This is a genomic window from Thioalkalivibrio sp. ALM2T (genome assembly GCF_000381505.1).
Lineage (GTDB): Bacteria > Pseudomonadota > Gammaproteobacteria > Ectothiorhodospirales > Ectothiorhodospiraceae > Thioalkalivibrio > Thioalkalivibrio versutus.
Genome location: NZ_KB906556.1, coordinates 458,828 through 479,198, shown reverse-complemented (window position 1 = coordinate 479,198; position 20,371 = coordinate 458,828). Strand labels below are relative to the sequence as shown.

At 66.2% G+C, this 20,371-nt stretch carries 26 protein-coding genes; 17 read left to right on the top strand and 9 right to left on the bottom strand.

All coding sequences use genetic code 11. The features are described 5' to 3' along the window. Positions 1 to 43 precede the first annotated feature (43 nt). The 4 genes from egtD (at position 44) to F816_RS0102160 (ending at position 3,420) form a co-directional block, all read left to right on the top strand. Positions 44 to 1,066 carry an L-histidine N(alpha)-methyltransferase gene (egtD, locus tag F816_RS0102175; protein WP_019593353.1) on the top strand — a complete coding sequence of 341 codons (1,023 nt, stop codon included), beginning with the start codon at positions 44 to 46 and terminating at the stop codon, positions 1,064 to 1,066. 5 nt (positions 1,067 to 1,071) lie between these two features. Beyond that, positions 1,072 to 1,584: a histidine phosphatase family protein gene (locus tag F816_RS0102170; RefSeq protein ID WP_019593352.1), complete on the top strand. Its 513-nt coding sequence runs from the start codon at positions 1,072 to 1,074 to the stop codon at positions 1,582 to 1,584. 2 nt (positions 1,585 to 1,586) lie between these two features. Next, a complete protein-coding gene (gene ppx, locus F816_RS0102165) occupies positions 1,587 to 3,086 on the top strand; it encodes an exopolyphosphatase (protein WP_019593351.1) in 1,500 nt (499 codons plus the stop codon). 118 nt (positions 3,087 to 3,204) lie between these two features. After that, on the top strand, positions 3,205 to 3,420 hold the full coding sequence (locus F816_RS0102160) for a hypothetical protein (RefSeq protein ID WP_019593350.1): 216 nt from the start codon (positions 3,205 to 3,207) through the stop codon (positions 3,418 to 3,420). 223 nt (positions 3,421 to 3,643) lie between these two features. On the opposite strand, the gene ppk1 is transcribed toward F816_RS0102160, so the two are convergent. Beyond that, a complete protein-coding gene (gene ppk1 / locus F816_RS0102155; RefSeq protein WP_019593349.1) occupies positions 3,644 to 5,728 on the bottom strand; it encodes a polyphosphate kinase 1 in 2,085 nt (694 codons plus the stop codon). A gap of 200 nt (positions 5,729 to 5,928) precedes the next feature. Here ppk1 and F816_RS0102150 point away from each other — a divergent pair, with 200 nt between their 5' ends. After that, complete coding sequence (locus F816_RS0102150) at positions 5,929 to 6,546, top strand: hypothetical protein (protein WP_019593348.1); 618 nt, start codon at positions 5,929 to 5,931, stop codon at positions 6,544 to 6,546. Positions 6,547 to 6,595: 49 nt separating this feature from the next. Continuing rightward, positions 6,596 to 6,916 (top strand): DUF2007 domain-containing protein, encoded by a 321-nt coding sequence (locus F816_RS0102145; protein ID WP_081622652.1) that lies wholly within the window; start codon positions 6,596 to 6,598, stop codon positions 6,914 to 6,916. A gap of 8 nt (positions 6,917 to 6,924) precedes the next feature. Here the strand turns inward: F816_RS0102145 and F816_RS0102140 are convergent, their stop codons facing one another. After that, positions 6,925 to 7,668 (bottom strand): lytic transglycosylase domain-containing protein, encoded by a 744-nt coding sequence (locus tag F816_RS0102140; protein ID WP_019593346.1) that lies wholly within the window; start codon positions 7,666 to 7,668, stop codon positions 6,925 to 6,927. Between the two features lie 113 nt (positions 7,669 to 7,781). On the opposite strand from F816_RS0102140, the gene F816_RS0102135 reads away from it, so the two are divergent. From F816_RS0102135 to F816_RS0102125, 3 genes are read left to right on the top strand one after another with little or no spacing between them, the layout of a single operon-like run. Continuing rightward, entirely contained in the window at positions 7,782 to 8,588 is an 807-nt protein-coding gene (locus tag F816_RS0102135) for a biotin--[acetyl-CoA-carboxylase] ligase (protein WP_019593345.1), read from the top strand. After that, positions 8,581 to 9,363, top strand: a complete 783-nt coding sequence (locus F816_RS0102130; RefSeq protein WP_019593344.1) for a type III pantothenate kinase — start codon at positions 8,581 to 8,583, stop codon at positions 9,361 to 9,363. The genes F816_RS0102135 and F816_RS0102130 overlap by 8 nt, the downstream gene beginning before the upstream one ends. After that, positions 9,351 to 9,572, top strand: coding sequence for a hypothetical protein (locus tag F816_RS0102125; RefSeq protein WP_019571771.1), 222 nt, complete (start codon positions 9,351 to 9,353; stop codon positions 9,570 to 9,572). The genes F816_RS0102130 and F816_RS0102125 overlap by 13 nt, the downstream gene beginning before the upstream one ends. Positions 9,573 to 9,579: 7 nt before the next feature. Here F816_RS0102125 and F816_RS0102120 read toward each other — a convergent pair whose 3' ends face one another. Genes F816_RS0102120 through dapC form a run of 4 tightly spaced genes read right to left on the bottom strand, consistent with a single transcriptional unit; the run spans position 9,580 to position 12,527 of the window. Continuing rightward, the gene (locus F816_RS0102120) at positions 9,580 to 10,107 is read right to left on the bottom strand and encodes a DUF2062 domain-containing protein (RefSeq protein ID WP_019593343.1); all 528 of its coding nucleotides are present in this window, start codon (positions 10,105 to 10,107) and stop codon (positions 9,580 to 9,582) included. A gap of 13 nt (positions 10,108 to 10,120) precedes the next feature. Next, positions 10,121 to 10,474, bottom strand: coding sequence for an arsenate reductase (locus tag F816_RS0102115; protein WP_019593342.1), 354 nt, complete (start codon positions 10,472 to 10,474; stop codon positions 10,121 to 10,123). Continuing rightward, positions 10,467 to 11,288, bottom strand: a complete 822-nt coding sequence (dapD, locus tag F816_RS0102110; RefSeq protein ID WP_018145491.1) for a 2,3,4,5-tetrahydropyridine-2,6-dicarboxylate N-succinyltransferase — start codon at positions 11,286 to 11,288, stop codon at positions 10,467 to 10,469. The genes F816_RS0102115 and dapD overlap by 8 nt, the downstream gene beginning before the upstream one ends. A 45-nt stretch (positions 11,289 to 11,333) precedes the next feature. Then, positions 11,334 to 12,527: a succinyldiaminopimelate transaminase gene (dapC, locus tag F816_RS0102105; RefSeq protein WP_019593341.1), complete on the bottom strand. Its 1,194-nt coding sequence runs from the start codon at positions 12,525 to 12,527 to the stop codon at positions 11,334 to 11,336. 332 nt (positions 12,528 to 12,859) lie between these two features. Here dapC and F816_RS0102100 point away from each other — a divergent pair, with 332 nt between their 5' ends. Both F816_RS0102100 and F816_RS0102095 read left to right on the top strand, forming a co-directional pair. Beyond that, complete coding sequence (locus F816_RS0102100; RefSeq protein ID WP_019593340.1) at positions 12,860 to 13,378, top strand: DsrE family protein; 519 nt, start codon at positions 12,860 to 12,862, stop codon at positions 13,376 to 13,378. Positions 13,379 to 13,400: 22 nt separating this feature from the next. Continuing rightward, positions 13,401 to 14,027 carry a histidine phosphatase family protein gene (locus tag F816_RS0102095; protein ID WP_231363372.1) on the top strand — a complete coding sequence of 209 codons (627 nt, stop codon included), beginning with the start codon at positions 13,401 to 13,403 and terminating at the stop codon, positions 14,025 to 14,027. 63 nt (positions 14,028 to 14,090) lie between these two features. Here F816_RS0102095 and F816_RS14935 read toward each other — a convergent pair whose 3' ends face one another. Further along, positions 14,091 to 14,840: a VOC family protein gene (locus tag F816_RS14935; RefSeq protein ID WP_019593338.1), complete on the bottom strand. Its 750-nt coding sequence runs from the start codon at positions 14,838 to 14,840 to the stop codon at positions 14,091 to 14,093. A 58-nt stretch (positions 14,841 to 14,898) separates the two neighbouring features. Between F816_RS14935 and F816_RS0102085 the strand changes: the two genes are divergently transcribed. The 6 genes from F816_RS0102085 to F816_RS0102060 all read left to right on the top strand — a co-directional run bounded on the left by F816_RS0102085 (position 14,899) and on the right by F816_RS0102060 (position 18,527). Next, the gene (locus F816_RS0102085) at positions 14,899 to 15,249 is read left to right on the top strand and encodes a helix-turn-helix transcriptional regulator (protein ID WP_019593337.1); all 351 of its coding nucleotides are present in this window, start codon (positions 14,899 to 14,901) and stop codon (positions 15,247 to 15,249) included. Between the two features lie 113 nt (positions 15,250 to 15,362). Next, entirely contained in the window at positions 15,363 to 15,833 is a 471-nt protein-coding gene (locus F816_RS0102080; RefSeq protein WP_019593336.1) for an ArsI/CadI family heavy metal resistance metalloenzyme, read from the top strand. A gap of 35 nt (positions 15,834 to 15,868) precedes the next feature. Continuing rightward, positions 15,869 to 16,960, top strand: coding sequence for an ACR3 family arsenite efflux transporter (arsB, locus tag F816_RS0102075; RefSeq protein WP_019593335.1), 1,092 nt, complete (start codon positions 15,869 to 15,871; stop codon positions 16,958 to 16,960). Continuing rightward, on the top strand, positions 16,957 to 17,244 hold the full coding sequence (locus F816_RS0102070; protein WP_019593334.1) for a CC/Se motif family (seleno)protein: 288 nt from the start codon (positions 16,957 to 16,959) through the stop codon (positions 17,242 to 17,244). The genes arsB and F816_RS0102070 overlap by 4 nt, the downstream gene beginning before the upstream one ends. Before the next feature lie 9 nt (positions 17,245 to 17,253). Next, entirely contained in the window at positions 17,254 to 18,078 is an 825-nt protein-coding gene (locus F816_RS0102065; protein ID WP_019593333.1) for a universal stress protein, read from the top strand. A 35-nt stretch (positions 18,079 to 18,113) separates the two neighbouring features. Beyond that, positions 18,114 to 18,527 carry a bacteriohemerythrin gene (locus F816_RS0102060; RefSeq protein ID WP_019593332.1) on the top strand — a complete coding sequence of 138 codons (414 nt, stop codon included), beginning with the start codon at positions 18,114 to 18,116 and terminating at the stop codon, positions 18,525 to 18,527. A gap of 182 nt (positions 18,528 to 18,709) precedes the next feature. On the opposite strand, the gene F816_RS0102055 is transcribed toward F816_RS0102060, so the two are convergent. Both F816_RS0102055 and F816_RS14190 read right to left on the bottom strand, forming a co-directional pair. Beyond that, the gene (locus tag F816_RS0102055; protein WP_019593331.1) at positions 18,710 to 19,195 is read right to left on the bottom strand and encodes a peptidylprolyl isomerase; all 486 of its coding nucleotides are present in this window, start codon (positions 19,193 to 19,195) and stop codon (positions 18,710 to 18,712) included. 19 nt (positions 19,196 to 19,214) lie between these two features. Further along, positions 19,215 to 20,171 carry a molecular chaperone gene (locus tag F816_RS14190; RefSeq protein ID WP_081622651.1) on the bottom strand — a complete coding sequence of 319 codons (957 nt, stop codon included), beginning with the start codon at positions 20,169 to 20,171 and terminating at the stop codon, positions 19,215 to 19,217. Positions 20,172 to 20,371: the final 200 nt, after the last annotated feature.

Here is a 20,371-nt window from a genome sequence, read left to right as displayed (position 1 = left end):
TTCGTGCTAGCGTGCCGCAAACCACCCCGATACGGAAGCCCGGATGTCCGCCGAACCCAGTGCTGTCTCTATTTCCCCTCGTTACAGCCGCCAGGTGGTCGAGGAACGCGACGCCCACGCCGACTTGCTGGCCGATTTCCGCGCGGGGATGCTCGAGCCGCCCCGGTCCCTGCCGCCGAAGTATTTCTACGATGCGCGCGGATCGCAGCTGTTCGATGCGATCTGCGATACCCCGGAGTATTACCCCACGCGCCTGGAGGCCGACCTGCTGGAGCGGCATGCCGAAGCGATCCTGGAGGCGTCCGGGGCGCGCACGCTGTTTGAACTCGGCAGCGGGACGTCGCGCAAGACCGAGTACCTGCTGGCGGCGCTGGAAGCCCGCGTCTCCGCGCCCCATTACGTCGCGAACGACGTCTGTGCCGAGATCCTCGACGAGGCCGGCACGCGACTCCTGCAGCGCTTCGATCAGATGCGGGTGGACAGCCTGTGCGGGGACTATGCGGCGGCGCTGACCCATCTGGCCGATGTCTCCGGTGCGCAAGCCGACGGTCCGCGTCTGTTTGCCTTTCTCGGCAGCAGTCTGGGGAATTTCGAGGACGCCGAGGCGGCTGCATTGCTGCGACGAATCCGCGAGACCATGAACCCCGAAGACCGGCTGCTGCTGGGGCTGGACCGGGTCAAGCCGCGCCCGGTCCTGGAGGCGGCCTACAACGATGCGGCGGGGGTAACCGCGGCATTCAACCTGAACCTGCTGTCGGTGTTGAATACCGAGTTGGGGGCGGACTTCGATCCGGAGGGTTTCGAGCATCGCGCTCCGTTCGTCGAAGACCTCTCGCGGATCGAGATGCACCTGGTGTCGCGGCGGCAACAGACGGTGCGCGTGTCGGAGCCGGAGGCGGTTCTGGAGATCGCCGAAGGCGAGGTGATCCGGACCGAGATCTCGCGCAAGTTCAGCCGTGAGGCCATCGATCGTCTGCTGACAGCGGCCGGGCTCGAACATGCGGCACAGTGGTCCGCGCCCGAGGAGTGGTACTCCCTGTTTCTGCTGCGGCCGGGGGCGGACTGAGCGGGATGCGCGCACCGCGGCTGGTGCTGGTGCGGCACGCCCAGGCCGGAAACCCCGGCGACTGGGACGGGGCGGATCGTGACCGGCCGCTGACCGACAAGGGCCAGGTGAGTGCGGTACGCATGGCACAGGCACTCGGGGATCTGCTGCCGGGATCGGTCGAGCTCCTTTGCAGCCCCTATCTGCGGGCACGCCAGACGGCGATCCCCCTGTCCCAGGCGCTGGATGTCCCGGTGCGGCAGAAGAAATGGCTGGCGCCCGGGCAGCCCACGGGGCTGGAGGTCGAGGCCCTGGCCCGCAATCTCCCGGCGGATGGCGGCCTGGTGATCGTGGGACACGAGCCGGACCTGTCGCTGCTCGTAAGCTGTCTGCTGGGCACGACGGGCGGTCGGAGTCTGGTTCATATGGGCAAGGGCGATGCCTGCGGATTGACGGGCGCGCTGCCGGGCCCCATGCAGCTCGCCTGGCACCTGCCCCGACGTATCCTTGAACGGCTGGCCGGCGGTGAGGTGGATTGAACATGCACACGGAGAACGATGCCGAGACGGTTGCGGCCGTTGATCTGGGATCCAACAGCTTCCACATGATCGTGGCACGGCGCCAGGACGGCGAGGTCCTGAAGGTCGACCGCATCAAGGAGACGGTGCGTCTTGCCAGCGGTCTGGATCCCGATGGACAGCTGGATCCGGAGGTGGGGCAGCGTGCCCTGGCTTGTCTGGATCGCTTCGGCCAGCGATTGCGCCAGCTGCGGCGCGGCTGCGTGCGCGTGGTCGGCACCAACACCTTGCGCCAGATGGACGACAGCCGCGCCTTCCTGCGCACGGCGGAAGAGGCTCTGGGGCATCCGGTGGAGATCATTGCCGGGCGCGAGGAAGCGCGGCTGATCTACCTGGGTGTGGCACATGCGCTGGCGGACGATAGCGGCCGCCGGCTGGTGATGGATATCGGTGGCGGCAGTACCGAATTCATTATTGGAGAGCGCTTCGAGCCGGTCCTGGCCGAGAGCCTGGAGATGGGCTGCGTGACGTTCACCCAGCGTTTCTTCGCCGATGGCAAACTGACGCGCAAGGCCTTCGCGGCCGCGCAACTGCAGGCGCAGCGGGAGCTGCAACCCATCGCGAGTGCCTACCGCGCGGCTGGCTGGGAGCAGGCGCTGGGGGCGTCGGGTACGATCCTGGCCCTGGACCGCATGGTGCATGAGGGGGAATTGGACGATGCGCCGGGTGTAAGCCGCGAGAACCTGGAGCGGCTTCGCGATGCCCTGATCGAGCAGGGGGCCATCAAGCGGCTGAAATGGCCCGGTCTGGCCGAGGACCGGGCGCCCGTGATTGCCGGTGGTCTTGCGGTGCTTCTGGGTGCTTTCGAGGCGTTGGGGATCGAGCGGCTGCACCCCTCGGATGGGGCCCTGCGCGAGGGCGTGATTCACGACCTTCTGGGACGTTTTCGGCACGAGGACGTGCGGGGCAGTACTATTCACCATCTGCGCCGGCGGTTCGCGGTCGATGCGTCCCAGGCGGAGCGGGTGCAGGCGACGGTGGCGCGTCTGGTGACCGCCGTTCGCGCGGCCTGGGAGCTTGGCGAGGACGACGCCGAACGCCTCGACTGGGCGGCCGAACTGCACGAGATCGGCCTGGCACTGGCCCACAGCAAATACCACAAACATGGGGAGTACATCCTCACCTGGGCCGACCTTCCGGGTTTCTCGCAGCCCGAACAGGCCGAGTTGGCGTGGCTGGTGCGCCTGCACCGGGGCGGGCTGAAGCCCAAGTTGTTGTCCGGGGTGCGAGAGGATCGCGCGCGGCCGCTGCTGTTGATGGCGGCCCTGCTGCGTCTGGCCGTGTTGCTGCATCGTTCGCGCGCGCCGGATCCGGTGCCGCTGGAGCGCATCGAGGCGACGCAGCAGGGGCTGAAGCTGACCTTCGCGCCCGACTGGCTGGATACCCACCCGCTAACGCGCGCCGACCTGGATGCGGAACGCGAGGACTGGGCGCGCCACAAGCTGGAACTGGAGTTCGAGTGAGCCCCTATTCCGAATCTGACACAAGGAACGCAGGATGCTGACATTGGGGGTCTGGATCTACGTACTCGCGGTGCCACTGTAGATCGGCATCTGGTGGTCGGCGACCGGGTTTCGGTTGATGCGACACAAACGGTTGCTGGCGCTGCCGTTCTTGCTCCGTCATGTGCAGTCGATCGGCCTGAATTTCGGGCTATTCCTCTGCGTGGCCGGGATCGTGGTCCTGCTGCAGGACCTGCTGCGGCACGGTGACGCCGAGGTCAGCTTGCTGGGCGGGATGCACGATGTCCCGCGTTCCGGCACCGCTTCAGCGGACCGGGACCACGACAAATCCTGACCTGACTAGCCATGACGTTCAGCCAGCCGCCGGGTCGTAGGATGGGATGAGCGCAGCGAATCCCATCAAGGGATTGGCACGACGCCGGAAATGGTGCGTTTCGCTGCGCTCAACGGCACCCTACCGCGGCGGAAGGGAGCCAACGCCTGGGAGAACGTTCCCTGCAATTGGCTGAAGCTCGTTGCTAATGAGGGATTCTGAAGTCGGCGAGACAGAGGGTCGCTCAGCCCGTGGTGGCACCCGACAGTTGGGCGGTCAGGGATTCCTGGGCGTAATAGGGGGGCTCGCCCGCGGTTGGCCGGATGCGTTGGTAGCTGCCGTCGGGCTGCAGTGCCCAGGCGGTGGAGCTGTCCTGCAGGTAGTTGAACAGGGATTCCTCGGCGACGCGGTCGCGCAGTTCCGGGTCGCGTACGGGGAAGGCCACCTCGACGCGGCGGAAGAAGTTGCGCGGCATCCAGTCGGCGCTGGACAGGAACACCTCGGGGTCGCCGCCGTTCTCGAAATAGAACACGCGGGAGTGTTCCAGGAACCGGCCCAGGACCGAGCGTACCTCGATGGTTTCCGAGATGCCGGGCACCCCGGGGCGCAGGCTGCAGATGCCGCGCACGACCAGCTGGATGGGGACGCCCGCCTGCGAAGCCTTGTAGAGGGCCTGGATGATCTTCGCCTCGTTGAGCGAGTTCATGCGCGCGACGATGCGGGCGGGCTTACCGGCCTGGTGGTTGTCGATCTCGCGCTGGATCTTCTCCAGCATCGCGGCGTGCAGGCGGAACGGCGCCTGGAGCAGCTGGCGCAGCCGGGTCACCTTGCCCAGACCGGTGAGCTGGAGGAACACGCGGTGGACGTCCTCGGTAAGCACGGGGTCGGCGGTCAGCAGGCCGAAGTCGGTATAGGCCTTGGCCGTGCCGGAGTGATAGTTCCCGGTGCCCAGGTGGGCGTAGCGGGTGATGCGGTCGCCATCGCGGCGCACGACCAGGGCCAGCTTGGCGTGGGTCTTGTAGCCGACCACGCCGTAGGTGACGTGGACCCCGGCGTCCTGCATGCGGTTGGCCAGTTCGATGTTGTCGGCTTCGTCGAAGCGCGCCCGCAGCTCGATCACGACGGTGACCTCCTTGCCAGCCTGCGCCGCCTCGATCAGGATCTCGACCAGCGGCGAGCGGGTGCCGGTGCGGTAGAGCGTCTGCTTGATGGCCAGCACCCGCGGGTCGGCCGCCGCCTGGCGCAGGAAGTCGACCACCGGCATGAACGACTGGTAGGGGTGATGCAGCAGCAGCTCCTGGTCGCGGATGCAGGCAAAGATGCCGCTGCCGCTCGTGTCACTGCGGGGCAGGGCGGGGACCAGTGGGGGAAACTTGAGGTCCGGCCGGTCCACCAGTTCGTGCACGGCCATCAGCCGGTTCAGGTTGACCAGTCCGGTGACCTGGTACAGGTCGTCCGGCTCCAGGTGGAATTGCTGCAGCAGGAACTTCGCGACCTCCTGCGGGCAGTTGTCCGCGACCTCGAGGCGCACGCCGGCACCGTAGTTGCGCTGGGGCAGCTCGCCCTCCAGGGCGTTCAGGAGGTCGTCGATCTCCTCTTCCTGCACGAACAGGTCCGAGTTGCGGGTCAGCCGGAACTGGTAGCAGCCGGTGACCTTCATGCCCTGGAACAGCTCGTCCACGTGCGCATGCAGGATGGACGACAGCAGCACGAAGTCGTTGTCGCCGCTGGCGACCTCGCGCGGCAGCCGTACCAGGCGCGGCAGGGAACGCGGGGCCTGGACCACGGCGCGGCCGGACTCACGCCCGAAGGCATCTTTGCCCTTGAGGGTGACGATGAAGTTCAGGCTCTTGTTGAGGATGCGCGGGAACGGATGGGCGGGGTCCAGGCCGATCGGGCTCAGGACCGGCTGGAGTTGTTCGCGGAAGTACTCCCGCACCCAGTCCCGCTGGGCCGCGTCCCAGTGTGTGCGCCGAACGAAGTGGATCCCCTCCGCTGCGAGCGCCGGGATCAGCTCGTCGTTCAGGGTGCTGTACTGCTGTTCCACCAGGTCATGGGCGCGGGGCGCGATCTGGCGCAGCTGTTCGGCGGCCGAAAGGCCATCCGGGCCCGGGGCCTGCACGTTCAGTTCGACCTGCTGGCGCAGCGAGCCCACGCGGACCTCGAAGAATTCGTCCAGGTTGGTGGAGGAGATGCTGAGGTAGCGCAGGCGTTCCAGTAGCGGGAAGGCCGGGTCCTGGGCGATGGCGAGTACCCGGCGGTTGAATTCCAGCAGGGACAGCTCGCGGTTGAGGAACAGGTCGGTTTGGGTCACGTCGGCATCCGGCATGCACGACTCGCGGCAGAAGTGGGTCCGAGAGTCTATGACGGCATTATGTCAGTTCTGTGAACCGGGGTCGGTTGGGACGGCCCGGAACGGTCCTGGAAGTCCCCGGGCGGCGTACCTGAACTGCGCTGTCTCGGTGCTGGTGGCTATACTTGAATGCTCGATCATGCAGCGCGAAATGCGCTGCCGTAAGGAGAAGTCCGTTGGCCGAATTTACCCTGACACTGCACGCGCGCGACGAGGCACAGCCGGACCTGCACAAGGTCTCGGTGGTCGCCGAAGGCGAGCTGCCCGAATACGGTCAGGTCTGGGTCTGGGACATCCTCTACGCCCGGCAGTTGTTTGCCCTGGGCGAGGTGCAGGCGGCCCAGGACCTCAAGGAGACCCTGGAGCTGTGGGCAGTGAACATGTCCAGCAAGGTGTTTCAGCCCCACGGCCATATCCTGTCCAAGGGCTACCTGGACCTGTCCGAGAACCTGCAGCTGGTCAGTGGCGACGATGTGCCCGCCACGGCCGAAGGCGATCGCCAGGTTGTGGTCTCGGTCGATGGCCAGGCCGGGCAGCTGCCGGATGTCGTGGTGTCGCCGGAGAGCCTGACGGCCGAAGAGCGCCAGGACCTCGTGCTGGGGCTCGGGCAGTACTTCAACTTCGAAAACCCGATGTTCGCGCGCGAGCTGCCGATCCACGTGCTGGCCATGCGCAAGTACTACGCGGACATCAACTTGCCGCATACGCAGATCGCCCTCGACGAGGCCCCGTTCTTCGCCATCCAGAAGGCGATGGAGTACTTCCAGGCCGCCAACCAGGGCACCGTGCAGTAGGCGCCACCGCCGCTGCGCCGGGTCCCGGCTGCGTGCTACGGTCGCGATCATGAGGACCGTCTATTCTGCCGCCGACCCGGTGATGGCCGGGTTTATCGAGACCCTGCTGCAGGAGGCTGGCATCCCGGCCTACGTGAACCAGGCCGGGCTTTACGGTGCCGTCGGGGAAGTCCCGCCGACCGAGACCTGGGCCCGCATTATGGTGGTGCACGAGGAACAGGCCGAGGAGGCGCGCGCCATCATCATGGAATACCTGGAGGGCGAGCCCGAACACGACGGCCGCGACTGGAAGTGCCCGCGCTGCGGCGAGGTGATCGAGCCGCAGTTCACCCAGTGCTGGAACTGCGGCCGGGACAAGCCCAAGTTCTGAGGCGCCTGTCAGTCGAGCCGACCGTTGCCGCCATACTGGGCGCGGATGCGCTGGATGTAGTTCTGCGTCTCGCGAAACGGGGGCACGCCGCCATGCCGTTCCACCGCGCCGGGGCCGGCATTGTAGGCGGCCAGGGCGAGATCCAGATCCCCCTCGAAGCGATCGAGCATGGCGGCCAGGTAGCGCGTGCCGCCATCGATATTCTGGGCGGGATCAAAGCGGTCGGTCACCCCGAGATCGGCGGCGGTGGCGGGCATCAGCTGCATCAAGCCGTGCGCGCCCACCCGGGATACCGCCTGCGGATCGAAGCAGGACTCCACGTGAATCACCGACTGCACCAGCGCCGGGTCCACGCCCTGGCGGTGGGCGGCGTTGTGGATGAGGTCCGCGAAGTCGCCACCGCCGGTGGCCAGGGCATTGCGGGCGCGGGCACCGCAACGTGCGCGGGCGGTCGGTCGGCCGTAGGTGGCGATCAACTCCATGCCGCTATTCTGCTGACGCTGGTTGGTGATCAGGCGTTCTCCACCCGGGCCCTGGAACACGAAGATCTGACTGGGTGACCAGTTTCCACCGCCGGGTGTAGAGGTGGCCGTGCCGGTGCCGCCGGGCGAGCGGATGGTCTCGTAGGGAACGCCCTGCGGGCGCTCGTCGGTCAGGACCCGGGCCCCGGAGGCATCGCGAAAGGAGTAGAGCTCGGCCGCGCTAGTGCCGGCCAGAGCCAGCCCTGCCACCAGTATCAGCAGGCGCAGCACCGTCCGGCCGGAATGCTTACCATGGTGCCTTGTATGCAAGCCCTGTTCCCCCTGGCCCGGATGCGAGCCGAGTACTGATCCCGATGACCGAGACCGCGTTCACAGTTTGCATTATGGCGCCGGAGAGCGCACGCCTGAAAGCGCGTGTCGAACGCCTGGTCGACGGGGCCGGTGTGACGGTGCCGGCGGTCGAGGTGCTGGAGTCGGTGGACTCGACCAATCGCTATCTGCTGGAGACCCGCCCCGAGGCGGGCGATCTGCCACGCGCCTGCGTGGCGCAGGCCCAGACAGCGGGTCGCGGGCGGCGCGGTCGCGTCTGGCATTCGCCTCCGGGGGCGAGCCTGGCGCTGTCGCTGGCATGGCCCATCATGCAGGGGCGGGTGCCGCCCGCCTATCCGGTCGGGGTTGGCGTTGGCGTCATCCATGCGCTGGAAGCGCTGGGTCTGGAAGGTGTGCGGCTCAAGTGGCCCAATGATCTGATGGTCGATTCCGCCAAGCTGGGCGGAATCCTGGTGGAGCAGCGCGCGGCGAGTGGTGGCCAGCCAGGCTGGCTGGTGGTGGGGATTGGACTCAACCGGCAAGGCGCCGGTGCCCTGGGGCTGGACCGCGCGGTGACCGATCTCGCGACCCAGCTCCCCGGCCCGGTTCCGGATCTCCTGGAGCTTGCAGCCCGGGTGATCGCGGAGCAATGTCGCCTGCATCCGCTGTTGATGGGCGAAGGGCTTGTGCCGCTGGAGCGTGAGCTGGTACGGCTGGACTGCCTGCGCGGCCGGCCGATCGAAATCCTGGATGACGGCGCCCGCGGACAGGCGCATGGAATCGATTCGGCGAGCGGCTGCCTGGTTGTGCAGTTCGACGACGGTGCGATCCGGCACCTGCATTCGGGCGAGGTCTCGGTACGGAGTTGCGAACATGTCTGACATTGCCCTGGTGGATATCGGCAGCACTCGTGTGAAGTGGCAGGTGCGCAACGCGGAGGGCGAAGTGCTGGGGTCCGGGGCGAACCGTGACCCGGCCGGATGTGTCCGCGGTCTGGCCTCGATGGCGTGCGAGGCCCCGCTCAAGGCCGTCTGGTTATCGCGCGTCGGGCCCGGCGAACGCGAGGAGGCGTTCTCGGCCGAACTGGCGGCTGCCGGGATCGACGCGCCGGTGCACGCGGTGACGGTGCCGGCGAACGGGCCGCATGGCCTGCGGATCGACTATGCGGCGGGGCAGCTGGGCGTCGATCGCTACTGCGCGCTGGTCGCGGCGCGGGCCCGTTGCGATGCGCCGATGATCCTGGTGGATGCCGGCACCGCGGTCACCGTGGATGTACTGGAGGCGGACGGTCGCCATGCGGGAGGCTATCTGTTGCCGGGGCGCCAGCTTGGCTGGGAGGCGCTGCAGACGCGTCTGACAGATCGCATTGCGCCGCGCGAGGCCACGCAGTGGCCGGATGATCTGGAGACCGCGCCGGGCCTGAACAGCACCGAGGCCCTGGAGCGCGGATGGAGCCTGGGGCTGGCCGGCGCGCTGGATGGGCTGATCGCGCGCTCACGGACCGCGGAGCGGGCGGGCGCGGCCTGCTGGCTGACGGGGGGCGATGCCTACTGGCTGGCGCCGGTGCTGCGCGCAGAGTCCACGATTTTCCCGAACCTGGTGCTGGACGGCCTCTGGGAGCTGTCGCGCTGGGAGGGCGCCGAATGCGCTGGCTGATCCTGTTTCTCGCGTTGGTGAACCTGGGGTATTTCACCTGGGCCTGGCACGACGGCCGCCTCAACCCCGATCCCTACGCGGACGTGCCCCCGCTGGAGCGCAATGGTGGCGAGGTGGAGCTGCTGGATGCGTGGCTGGAGGCGCCTGCTGGTGACCCGGACCCGGGTGATTCGGTCTGGCGTGAATGGCGTCGGAGCGAGGTCCCGTAGTGGGGCTCTAACGCTCCCGCTGTGCAGCGCGTTCGGCACGGCGCCGGTCGCGGTGGCGTTGCCAGGCGGCCGACAGGCGGCGGGAGGCCCAGTAGCCGGCAATGGCGGTTGGCGTGGCGATCAGCAGGCTGCCCATCAGGGTATAGGTGATCTCGTCCCCGATGCCCTGCAGATACCAGGCGTCGGGGTCGTGCGAGATCAGGGGGACATAGTAGAACACGGTCTCGCCGAGTTCGTGGAAGCCCCAGTACAGCGGCGCAGCGGTGAAGGGGTTGCTGACGAACGAGGCCACGAACGCCGTGGGAAAATTGCCCGCCAGTGCAATGCAGAGAATGATCATCAACACGGTCTGGAAGCCGACCGTGGGGGTTAGGCCAATAAACAGCCCGATCGCGACCCCGCGGGCCAGCGCCTCCGGGCCGCTCTTCATGCTCCCGGCGGCATGCAGCCCGGAATGCAGGCGCGGATGACGGGCCAGCCAGTTGTGGGCGCGCCAGCGCAAGGCCCGCCAACGAATGCTGGCCCGCCTCAGCATGGCCGCGGGTGCCTCAGGCCGCTCCCCACCGGGCCGCGGTCTCGGGTGTCCAGCCGACGGTGATCGCGTCGTCCTGTTCGATGACGGGCCGCTTGATGAGCGCCGGGTGTTCGAGCATCAGCGCGATGGCGCGTTCCGCGTCCAGTCCCTCGCGCTCATCCCCGGATAGTTGGCGCCAGGTCGTCCCGCGCCGGTTGATCAGGGTCTCCCAGCCGACTGCTTTGACCCAGCCGCGCAGCCGGTCCGCCTCCAGTCCGTCCTTGCGAACGTCCACGAAACGATAGCCCACGCCGGCCGCATCCAGCGACCGGCGGGCCTTGCGGACAGTATCGCAGTAGGCGATGCCGTAGAGCGCGATCTCAGACATCGCGCAGCAGGGCGTTCAGGCCCACCTTGGCCTTGGTCTTCTCGTCCACGCGCTTCACGATCACGGCGCAGTACAGCGAGTACTTGCCATCCTTCGACGGAAGGTTGCCCGAGACGACCACGGAGCCAGCCGGCACGCGGCCGTAGAGGATCTCGTCGTTCTCGCGGTCGTAGATGCGGGTGGACTGGCCCAGGTACACGCCCATGGAGATGACCGCGCCTTCCTCGACGATCACGCCCTCGACCACCTCGGAGCGCGCGCCGATGAAGCAGTTGTCCTCGATGATGGTCGGGGCGGCCTGCAGCGGCTCCAGTACGCCGCCGATGCCCACGCCGCCGGAGAGGTGCACGTTCTTGCCGATCTGGGCGCAGGAGCCGACCGTGGCCCACGTGTCCACCATGGTGCCTTCATCCACATAGGCACCGATGTTCACGTAGGAGGGCATCAGCACGGTGTTGGGCGCGATGAAGCTCCCGCGACGGGCGGTGGCCGGGGGCACGACGCGCACGCCCGCCTCGCGGAAGTCGCGGCTGGAGGTGTCCGCGTACTTGGACGGGACCTTGTCGTAGTAGTTGGTGAAGCCGCCCTTGATGAACTCGTTCTCGGAGATGCGGAACGACAGCAGCACGGCCTTCTTGAGCCATTCGTTCACCACCCAGTCGCCGTCCTTTTTCTCGGCGACGCGGGCACGGCCGGTGTCCAGCATATCCAGCGCCTCGTTCACGGCGTCGCGGACGTTGGTTTCCACGTTGCGCGGGTTGATGTCGGCGCGGCGTTCAAAGGCGGCTTCGATGGTGCTCTGGATATCGGACATTAGGTATTCCCTTTAAGGCAATGAAAAATAGTTTAATGAATGGCGTTAACGATAAAGAGCGGTGATCCGCTCGGCTGCCTCGATGCAGGCGGCGGGCTCGGCGACCAGCGCCATGCGCACGTGCCCGGCCCCGGGATTGTGCCCGGTCTCGGGGTCGGTCCGGGAGAGGTAGCGCCCTGGCAGGACCGTGACCCCCGCCTCGCCGAAGAGGCGTCGGGCAAAGCCCTCGTCGTCACCATCCGGCACGCGCGGCCACAGGTAGAAGCCGGCGGCGGGTGCTCGCACGTCGATTACCGATTCCAGGATCGGGACCACCGCAGCGAATTTCTCGGCATAGAGGGCACGATTCTCGGCCACGTGGGCCTCGTCTGACCAGGCGGCGCGGCTGACGGCCTGGGTCGGCGGCGGCAGGGTGCAGCCATGGTAGGTCCGGTAAAGCGCGAAGCGGTCGAGCAGGGCCGCATCTCCGGCCACGAAACCAGAGCGTAGCCCCGGCAGGTTGGAGCGCTTGGACAGGCTGTGAAACACGATGCAGCGGTCGAACGCGGCGTTGCCCATGCGCGCCGCGGCCCCCAGCAGGCCTGCCGGCGGTTCGGCATCGGGGTGGTAGATCTCGGAGTAGCATTCGTCCGCCGCGATGATGAAGTCGTGGCGCTCGGCCAGGCGGATCAGATCCTGCATCGCGGCCTCGGACATGCAGGCGCCGGCGGGGTTGCCCGGGTTGCAGATGTAGACGAGCTGCACGTCCTCCCAGATGGTCGTATCGATTGCCGAGAAATCGGGCAGGTAGCCGTTCTCCGGCGCCAGGTTGTAGAAGGCCGGCTCGGCCCCGGCGAGCAGCGCCGCGCCCTCGTAGATCTGGTAGAACGGATTCGGCATCAGCACACGGGCGCCGGGCTTCTCCGCCACGACCGCCTGGGCAATCGCGAACAGGGCCTCGCGCGTTCCGCTGACCGGAAGCACCTGCCGTTCCGTGTCCACATTGCCGAGATCAAAGCGCCGTTGCAGCCACGCCGCGATGGACTCGCGCAGGGCCGGTTCGCCGCGGGTGGTCGGGTAGTGGTTGAAGCCCTGGAGGGAGGCCCGCAGGACGGGTTCGACGAAATCGGGCAGTGCGTGACGCGGCTCGCCAATCGACAGTGCGATGGGCTCCCGGTCCGCAGGCGGTTGCAGGTCCGCGAACAGCTGGCGCAGGCGTTCAAACGGATAGGGCTGTAGCCGGTCCAGGCGCGGGTTCATGGCGGCTCGGGCGTCGTGGTCGGAGTTGAACGGAAGACCACGCAGTATACCGGAGGAGTCGGCGAGACGCGCCTCTCGTGATGCCCGTGCTGTGTGAGGGGGCGCCGTTTGCAACCTGCGTTGAAACTACATGTTGTGAAGGCTGGTTCTTCGCCGTCGGATTTTCTAAAGTCGGGATAAAACCCTTCGTTTTTGGTGGAAATCGGACGCTTCGGCGCAACAAAAAAGAAGGGCAACTGCGAGGTGACCGGGATTGGTCCCGGAAGGTGACCGATCCGAAACCAGAGAATGGGGCGGCCGCTGCGGCTCCGTTAAATCCGAGGAGTAGTCCGATGAAAAGATACCGCATTGCCCGTCGCTTGCTGCGAGTGGCGTCGGTCGGCCTGCTGGCCGCACTGCTGATGTGGCCGGCGTCGCAGGCGCTGGCATTCGATGACCGCAACATAGCCTGGCATGTAGGGTTCGATGATCCCTCGCAGTACAGCTCGATGCTCGGCAGTATCAACAGCATGGTCGAAGCCTATGAGGGCCGCCTGATCGACTACGATATCCGCCTGGTGTTCCGCGCCCAGGGCATCCGCTTTGTGACCGACGACAATCTGGATGGCACACCCTTCGAGGTGGATCCGGAGGGCGAGTTTGCCGAACAACGTGATGAATTGCGGGCACGCCTGATGCAGCTTGTGAACATGCACAACGTCCGCTTGGAGTTGTGCAATAGCACTCGCGCCGCGGTGGGTCTGGACATGGACGCCTTCTACCAACCAATTGAACGGGTGGATTCAGGCATCGTTCAGCTAGGTGACCTGCATCATGAGGGGTATGCGGTGATGCATGCCTACCGAAACTGAGGGAGATGCTTACGTGAAAAAAATGAGTTTTGCTCAAATCGCGATGCACCGCTCGCGCGGCCTTTTGGCAGGTGCCTTGGTAGCAACCGCCGCGTTCGGCGTTTCGTCGGCAGCGGTCGCTGACGAGGCCCTTTGGGGTGCGCTGGAAGAGGGCGGCAAGGTGGTCTTGCTACGTCATACCGAGTCGGAAGAGGCCGAGGCCGAAAAGTCTATGCATCTGGCAACGGATGGCGACTGCAGCGCAGAGGTGCAGCTGACCGGCGAGGGGCGAGCCCAGGCCGAGGCGTTGGGCAAGGTGCTCAAGGAACGCGGGATTGAAGTCAGTGCGGTGGTGAGCAGCGAATTCTGTCGGGCGCGGCAGACAGCCGACGGAGCCTTCGGTGAGTACGAGCGCTGGGATGCGCTCAACCTGATCGCCGCGATGCCGGAGGGCGAATCAGAATGGCTGATCGAGGACGTCCGCGACCGGATGAGCGAACATTCCGGTGAGGGCAATCTGTTTCTGGTCACACACCGGCCCAACATCAATACGATGGTGTTCGAGAATGTGGATGCCGGAAGCCTGGTCGTGATGCGCCCGGAAGGCATGGGCAGCGTCGAGGTGCTCGGCGTGATCCCTGTGGAGGACTACTACGGGTCCGATCGGTAACGACGCCACAGCAGATCGGTATGTAGCAATGTGAGCGGCACCGAGGAGGGTCCCGTTCTTGTTTCACGGTCGGGCTGGTGATTCATCCTGCACCAGAAAGACAGGTTCCTGGTCGGCCGGCATTTGCTCCAGCTCCTCCTGTGTGAGTATGGCGTAGATCTCGATCAGGGTCCCGTCCGGGTCCTTCAGCCACAGCTCGTGCAGCGGCGTGCCGCGCCAGGTGGTACGTGGGGGCTTCTCGATGTGAAAGCCGTTGTTGCGTGCCGAGTGGTAGGCGCGCACGACGGTGTGCTTGTCACCCACACCCATCCCCAGATGGAACAGCGTGTCGTGATGCAGGGTCATGCCGTCGTTGACCAGCAACACGAAGTTGGTGCGGGTGTCCGGGCGCAGGAAGGTCACGTAGCGGTGGGTCCACTCGGCCGGTTCGACCCCGAACAGCCAGGTGTAGAAACGCGCGGAGGCGGCGAGGTCGTGGACGCGGATGCTCCCGTGGACCTCCTGCGAGGCAAAGCCGGGGTCGAGATCGCGCACCGCCTGCAGGATGCGGGCGCGCTCGCGCAGCTTGGCCTCGATCTCCCCGTCGACGTCATCCGGCCCCAGGTTGTCGAACAGCAGATCCCAGTTGTAGAAGTCCGTGCCCGCTTCGCGCAGGGCCCGCGAGGCGCGCTTGTCCAGCGATACCGGCTTGCCGGGGCCGGGTTCGTCCACGGTGACCGTTTCGGGGCGCAGGTCGAACTCGGCCAGGACGCGCTCGAGCAGGGACTGGTAGCGAGGCTCCAGCGCCCCGATGACAGGCAGGGTGTGGGACATGGTAGGGCCTCCGGTGAGGAATTTGACAACAATTCAACGATACTTGAATCTTTGCATCATGGACAAGAGCACCGCTACCCATATGTTCGAGTCACTGGCTTCCGGCGTCCGCCTGGATATCGTGCGTCTGCTGGTCCGCCACGGGCACGAGGGCCTTGTGGCCGGGGAGATCGCCGAGACGCTGTCCCTGCCGCGAACCAACCTGTCCTTTCATCTGAAGACGCTGACCCAGGCGGACTTGTTGCGGGTGACGCAGGAGGGCCGCTATCAGCGCTACCGCGCCAACCTGAGTGCGATGGATGATCTGGTTCGATATCTGACCGAGAACTGCTGCGCGGCCGAATCCGAGGGTTGTGCGCTGCCCGGCACGACCGAATGCCTGGAGTCCAGGGAGAAGTCACTGCCATGACTGATACCGGCTCGATCTCCCTGAGAGGGGCGGCTACGGGGGGCGGGAAGGCAGTGGTCCATGGCTGTCCAGCGGGATGAATCGACGTCTTGAACCGACAGGAGACTAAGCTTATGAAGCGCATGCACCTGCACCTTTCCGTGCCCGAACTGGAACCGGCGATCCGGTTTTACTCGCAACTGTTCGCGGCCGAGCCGAGTGTGGTCAAGGACGACTATGCGAAGTGGATGCTGGAGGATCCACGAGTCAATTTTGCGGTCTCGGCGCGGGGTGCGCCGGTTGGGGTGAACCACCTCGGGATTCAGGTGGACGATGCGGACGAACTCGAGGGCATGGGCCGCCGCCTCGAACAGATCGACGCGGATGTGCACGAGGAAATGGGCACGCTGTGCTGTTACGCGCAGTCGGACAAGTACTGGACCACCGACCCGGCCGGCATTGCCTGGGAGAGCTACCAGACGCTCGGGAGCATCCCGATGTTTGGGGCGAGTGCCGAGGACTCGGGCGACTGCTGTGTGCCGGGCGGGGTCGCCTCCGACGCGTCCTCGTCCTGCAGCCCAACCGCATCGAAGGGCTGCTGCTGAGGCGTCAGCCGCCACTTGCAAACACGGAGTAGGCAATGACCGATCGAAATACCTCCGCCGAGGCGATCTCGACGAAGGAAGGCATGGGGATCTTCGAGCGCTACCTGAGTGTGTGGGTGGCGCTTTGCATCGTGGCCGGGGTGGCCCTGGGGCAATTCCTGCCGGTGGTGCCGGAAACCCTGGCGCAGTGGGAGTACGCGCAGGTTTCGATCCCGGTGGCGATCCTGATCTGGGCGATGATCTATCCGATGATGGTGCAGATCGACTTCAGCGCCATCCTCGGCGTGCGCCGGGAGCCCAGAGGCCTGGCGATCACCACCTCGGTGAACTGGCTGATCAAGCCGTTCACGATGTTCGCGCTGGCCTGGTTCTTCTTTATGTTCGTGTACGCCGCCTGGATCCCGGAGGATCTGGGTCGTGAGTATCTGGCCGGGGCGATCCTGCTCGGCGCGGCCCCGTGTACCGCGATGGTCTTTGTCTGGAGCTATCTGACGCGCGGCGATGCGGCCTACACACTGGTCCAGGTCGCGGTGAACGACATCATCATGCTGTTTGCCTTCGCGCCCATCGTAGTCCTGCTGCTGGGGGTGTCGAATATCCATGTGCCCTGGGATACGGTCGCGTTGTCGGTACTGCTGTACATCGTGATCCCGTTTAGCGCGGGCTATGTCACGCGCATCTGGCTGATTCGCAGCAAGGGTATCGAGTGGTTCGACAACGTGTTCATGAAGCGCCTGGCTCCCGTCACGCCCATCGGGTTGCTGGTGACGCTGGTCCTGCTGTTCGCCTTCCAGGGCGAGCGCATCCTGGAGAACCCCGGGCATATCGCGCTGATCGCGGTCCCGCTGATCATCCAGACGTTCCTGGTGTTCTACATCGCCTATTTCTGGGCGAAAGCCTGGCGCGTGCGTCACGCGGTTGCGGCACCCGGCGCGATGATCGGGGCGAGCAACTTCTTCGAGTTGGCCGTAGCCGCCGCAATCGCCATGTTCGGGCTCCAGTCGGGCGCCGCACTGGTGACCGTGGTCGGGGTGCTGGTGGAGGTGCCACTGATGCTGGCACTAGTGCGGATCGCCAATCGCACGCGCCACTGGTTCCCCGCCGAAGCCCAGGCCTCTTCGGCATGACGGACATCACGCTGACTGAGGCGGCTCGCGACTGGCTGGCCGGGAACGGCGGGGAGTTCACCCTGCGGCTGTCCACGCGGCATGGCTGCTGTGGTGGTCAGGCCGGGGTACCGGTGGCCGAGCCGGGCGCGCCGCGCAATGCGGCCGGTTACACCGAAAGGGAGATCAATGGGGTCCGGATCTTCGTCGCTGATGACCTGGGAACAGGCCCCTATCGTATCGATCTGGAGGGCCTGTTCCGCTGGCGCCGGCTGGTGGTGGAAGGCGAGATGGGACAAGTCTAGGAGCATACGATGTTCGAACATATTCTGGTGGCAGTGGATTTCTCGCCCGCCTGGGCCCGGCTCGAGGGCCAGCTGGAGCGCCTGAAGGCCCTGGGGTGCCGGCGACTGACGCTTGCCCATGTGCTGGCCGAGGGCTATACCCAGGCTCCCGAGGTCGGGCACGGCCCGTATTACGAAGAGCGTCTGGAGGAGTTGGCCGCCCGGCTTCGTGACCGCGGCTTGGAGATCGATACGGCGGTCTGCGCGGGAGCAGTGGCATCCGAGCTGGAACGTATCGCCCGCGAGCGCGGTGCCGGCGTGATTCTGGCCGGGAGCCATGGTCACAGCACGCTGCGCGACCTGTTTCTGGGCAGTACGGTGCTGGATTTGGCGCGCCGTGCTCGACGGCCCTTGCTGCTGGCGCCTGTGGACGACGGTGTTGCGCTGGCAGAAACGCCGGTGTGTCGCCCGTTGCTGGCGACGGATGGTTCGAAGGCCGCCGCGACCGCGGAGGAGGTCTTCCTCGCGGTACTGCCCGAGTGCCGGCGCGGCGTGGTGGTTTCCGTCGGGCGCTGGGACGATGATCCGGATCGAGCCGATGAGCGTCGGGCCATCGAGAACCATGTCGAGGGTCTTGCGCAGCGGGCCGGGGAGCGCGGCTTCGATACCGTACTCGCGGGCCAGGGCAAGCCCTCGGTCGTGATCGGTCGAGTGGCGGAGGAAAAGGCTGCGGACCTGGTGATCATCGGCAAGCGCGGCCGCAATCCCGTCACCGACCTGTTGCTCGGCAGTACGGCCGAGGCGGTATGCCGTCAGGCGCGTCGCCTGACCTTGCTGGTGCCGAGCCGCGATTGACCCACGCCGACCGTTCGCGAGATGAGGAGCCAACCATGAGCGATGCACAACGTGTCCTGAAGGTGCCCGAGCTGGAGCAGGCCTTCATGAACGAGGATCATCACGAAGCCGCCCGGCTGCTGGAACAGGTCGGGGAGGCCCGGGCGACCGGCGATATCGTGGCGCTGCGTTCCGCATTCGCCGCGTTCGTGGACTACAACCGCGAGCACTTTGCCCGCGAGGACGCGCTGATGGAGCGCACGGGGTTTCCACAAACGGACTATCACCGCCAGGAGCACGCCGCCCATCTGGCCCGCTGGGAAGCGCTATTGGTTGGGCTGGAAGACGGCTCGGTGGCCGCCGGCGATCTGGGGGCGGCGCTGGATGACGAAATCATCCCCTGGTATCAGCGCCATTTCACCACCATGGATGCCCTGCTGGCGCAGTTCGCGCAGAGGGTCGGTGCGTAGGGTCTGCCTCCGCCGTCCCCGCGGGAAGTGACTGGCGGCGAAGCACACAAGCAGCAAAGCTGCGTTCAACTGCCGCAGTTGAGGTTCTTCGTAAGCGAGAGCTTCGTCGCTCCGTCCTTCGCAATGACGGGATGGTGTCCGGTGTCTCCATCGGGTAAACAGACCCGTGTCGGTGGGAGTGATTAGCCGCCGGTTGCCGTGCGCGGGTGCGGGCTGTCTTCGGCGTCCTCCACTTGCAGGATCCGGTAGTGCACCCGCAGCACGCGGCCCGCCATCGGGTGATTGCCGTCGAGCATTGCCCCCTTCTGGGTCAGGTGCAGGACGCGCAGCTGGAACACGCCGCGTTCGCTGCGGCTGTACAACGGCTTGCCCGGCTCGAGGGCGGCGTCCGCGGGCAGGTTTTCGCGCACGGCCTCGAAGACCAGTTCCGGACGATGTTCACCGAAGGCGAGTACGGGCGGGATCACGATCTCGCCGTGAGAGCCCGCCTGCATTCCCTGCAGCGCCGGTGCCAGGCCGGGGAGGCCTGGCTCCTCCTGCCCGTGAATATAGCGAATCGAGGTTTCCGGATCATGTCGCAGGCTTTCATCAAGGGGCGATCCATCTTCATCGTCGCTCACCTGATACTGCAGGGTCACGGTCGCGCCGCGGATGATGGTGACGTTCATGGTTGTTCTCCCAAACGATTCAGCGGCCCTTGCCGCGCGGTTCGACCGGACGCATGGGGTGGAGCCCCATCGCTGCGTCGCGCTCCGGGGCCGGGGTGCCCAGGTGCGAGGCATCCAGCCCCGCGGCGCGCAATTGCTCGACCATGAAGGCGTGCGCCTCGTCGGATCCCACTGGCGCGGTATTGGCGGCAGCCACTGGATGCGCCTTGCCGGTTCTTGTGGACTCGGCTTCGGTTTCCGGAGCCGGCTGGAATACGCCCAGTCGGGTGAGCCAGGCGCGATCGGCGGTCAGGGCATGGTCGAGCCAGTCAATCAGCGCGAGATAGAACTGCTCGGGGGCGTTGGGTCCCTCCACACAGCGGGCGATATCGCGGCGCAATGGGGCGATCCAGTTGGCGGGGAAGGCCCCAATGAAGCCGTGCGCATCCGCCATGGACTGGCGGGCGGCATCGATGTTACCGGACTCGAGTGCCTCCGCAGCCTCGGCATACAGGACCGCCAGGAACTCGATCTGCATCGAGGCATGGTCCGGCAGGTCGCGAAAGTGCTCCGAGACCTCCATGCCGTGGCGGTTATACCAGGCCCGGAGGATATCGACATGGCGCCCCATGAGACTGCCATCCTGATACCAGCCGGTGTTCAGGTGGGCAGGCACCGGGGGTGTCAGGAACAGGTCGGCATAGCTGCGCAGGGCCGTCCCGAGATCGCCGAAGGCATTCGGAATAGCGGTTGCGAGCTGTTCGGCCGCTGCAGGCATTTCCTCTCCCAGCTCGTGGGTCATGCCTTGCAGGTCCTGCAGGAGGTAATCGCGTATGGCCTCCCTTTGAGCAGCATCTTGTGGCGTGAGTAGACAACGTGCGAAGCACAGACAGCGTTCGGCACGCAGCGCCAGTTGCCGCGCCTGCTCCTGGGGCTCGGAAGCGAACGCCTGGGCGGAAACGTGGTTCATCGGACGTAGGGTTTCGGGAGTCGGCATCGTGCGCTCCTGTTGCCCACTGGATCCGGCGCGCTGCGCCGGACCCGTGGGTGTTGCGAATTAAAAAGGGGCCGGTGGGGGTGCCGGCCCAACGAGGTGTGACGTTGGAAGCACGTCGGGGTAAAACGCATGCGTGAACACGCGGGTCCGGAGCCCGTGGGCCGCTCAGGGGGCTGCGGCCAGCGGGGTGGAGGAGCAAG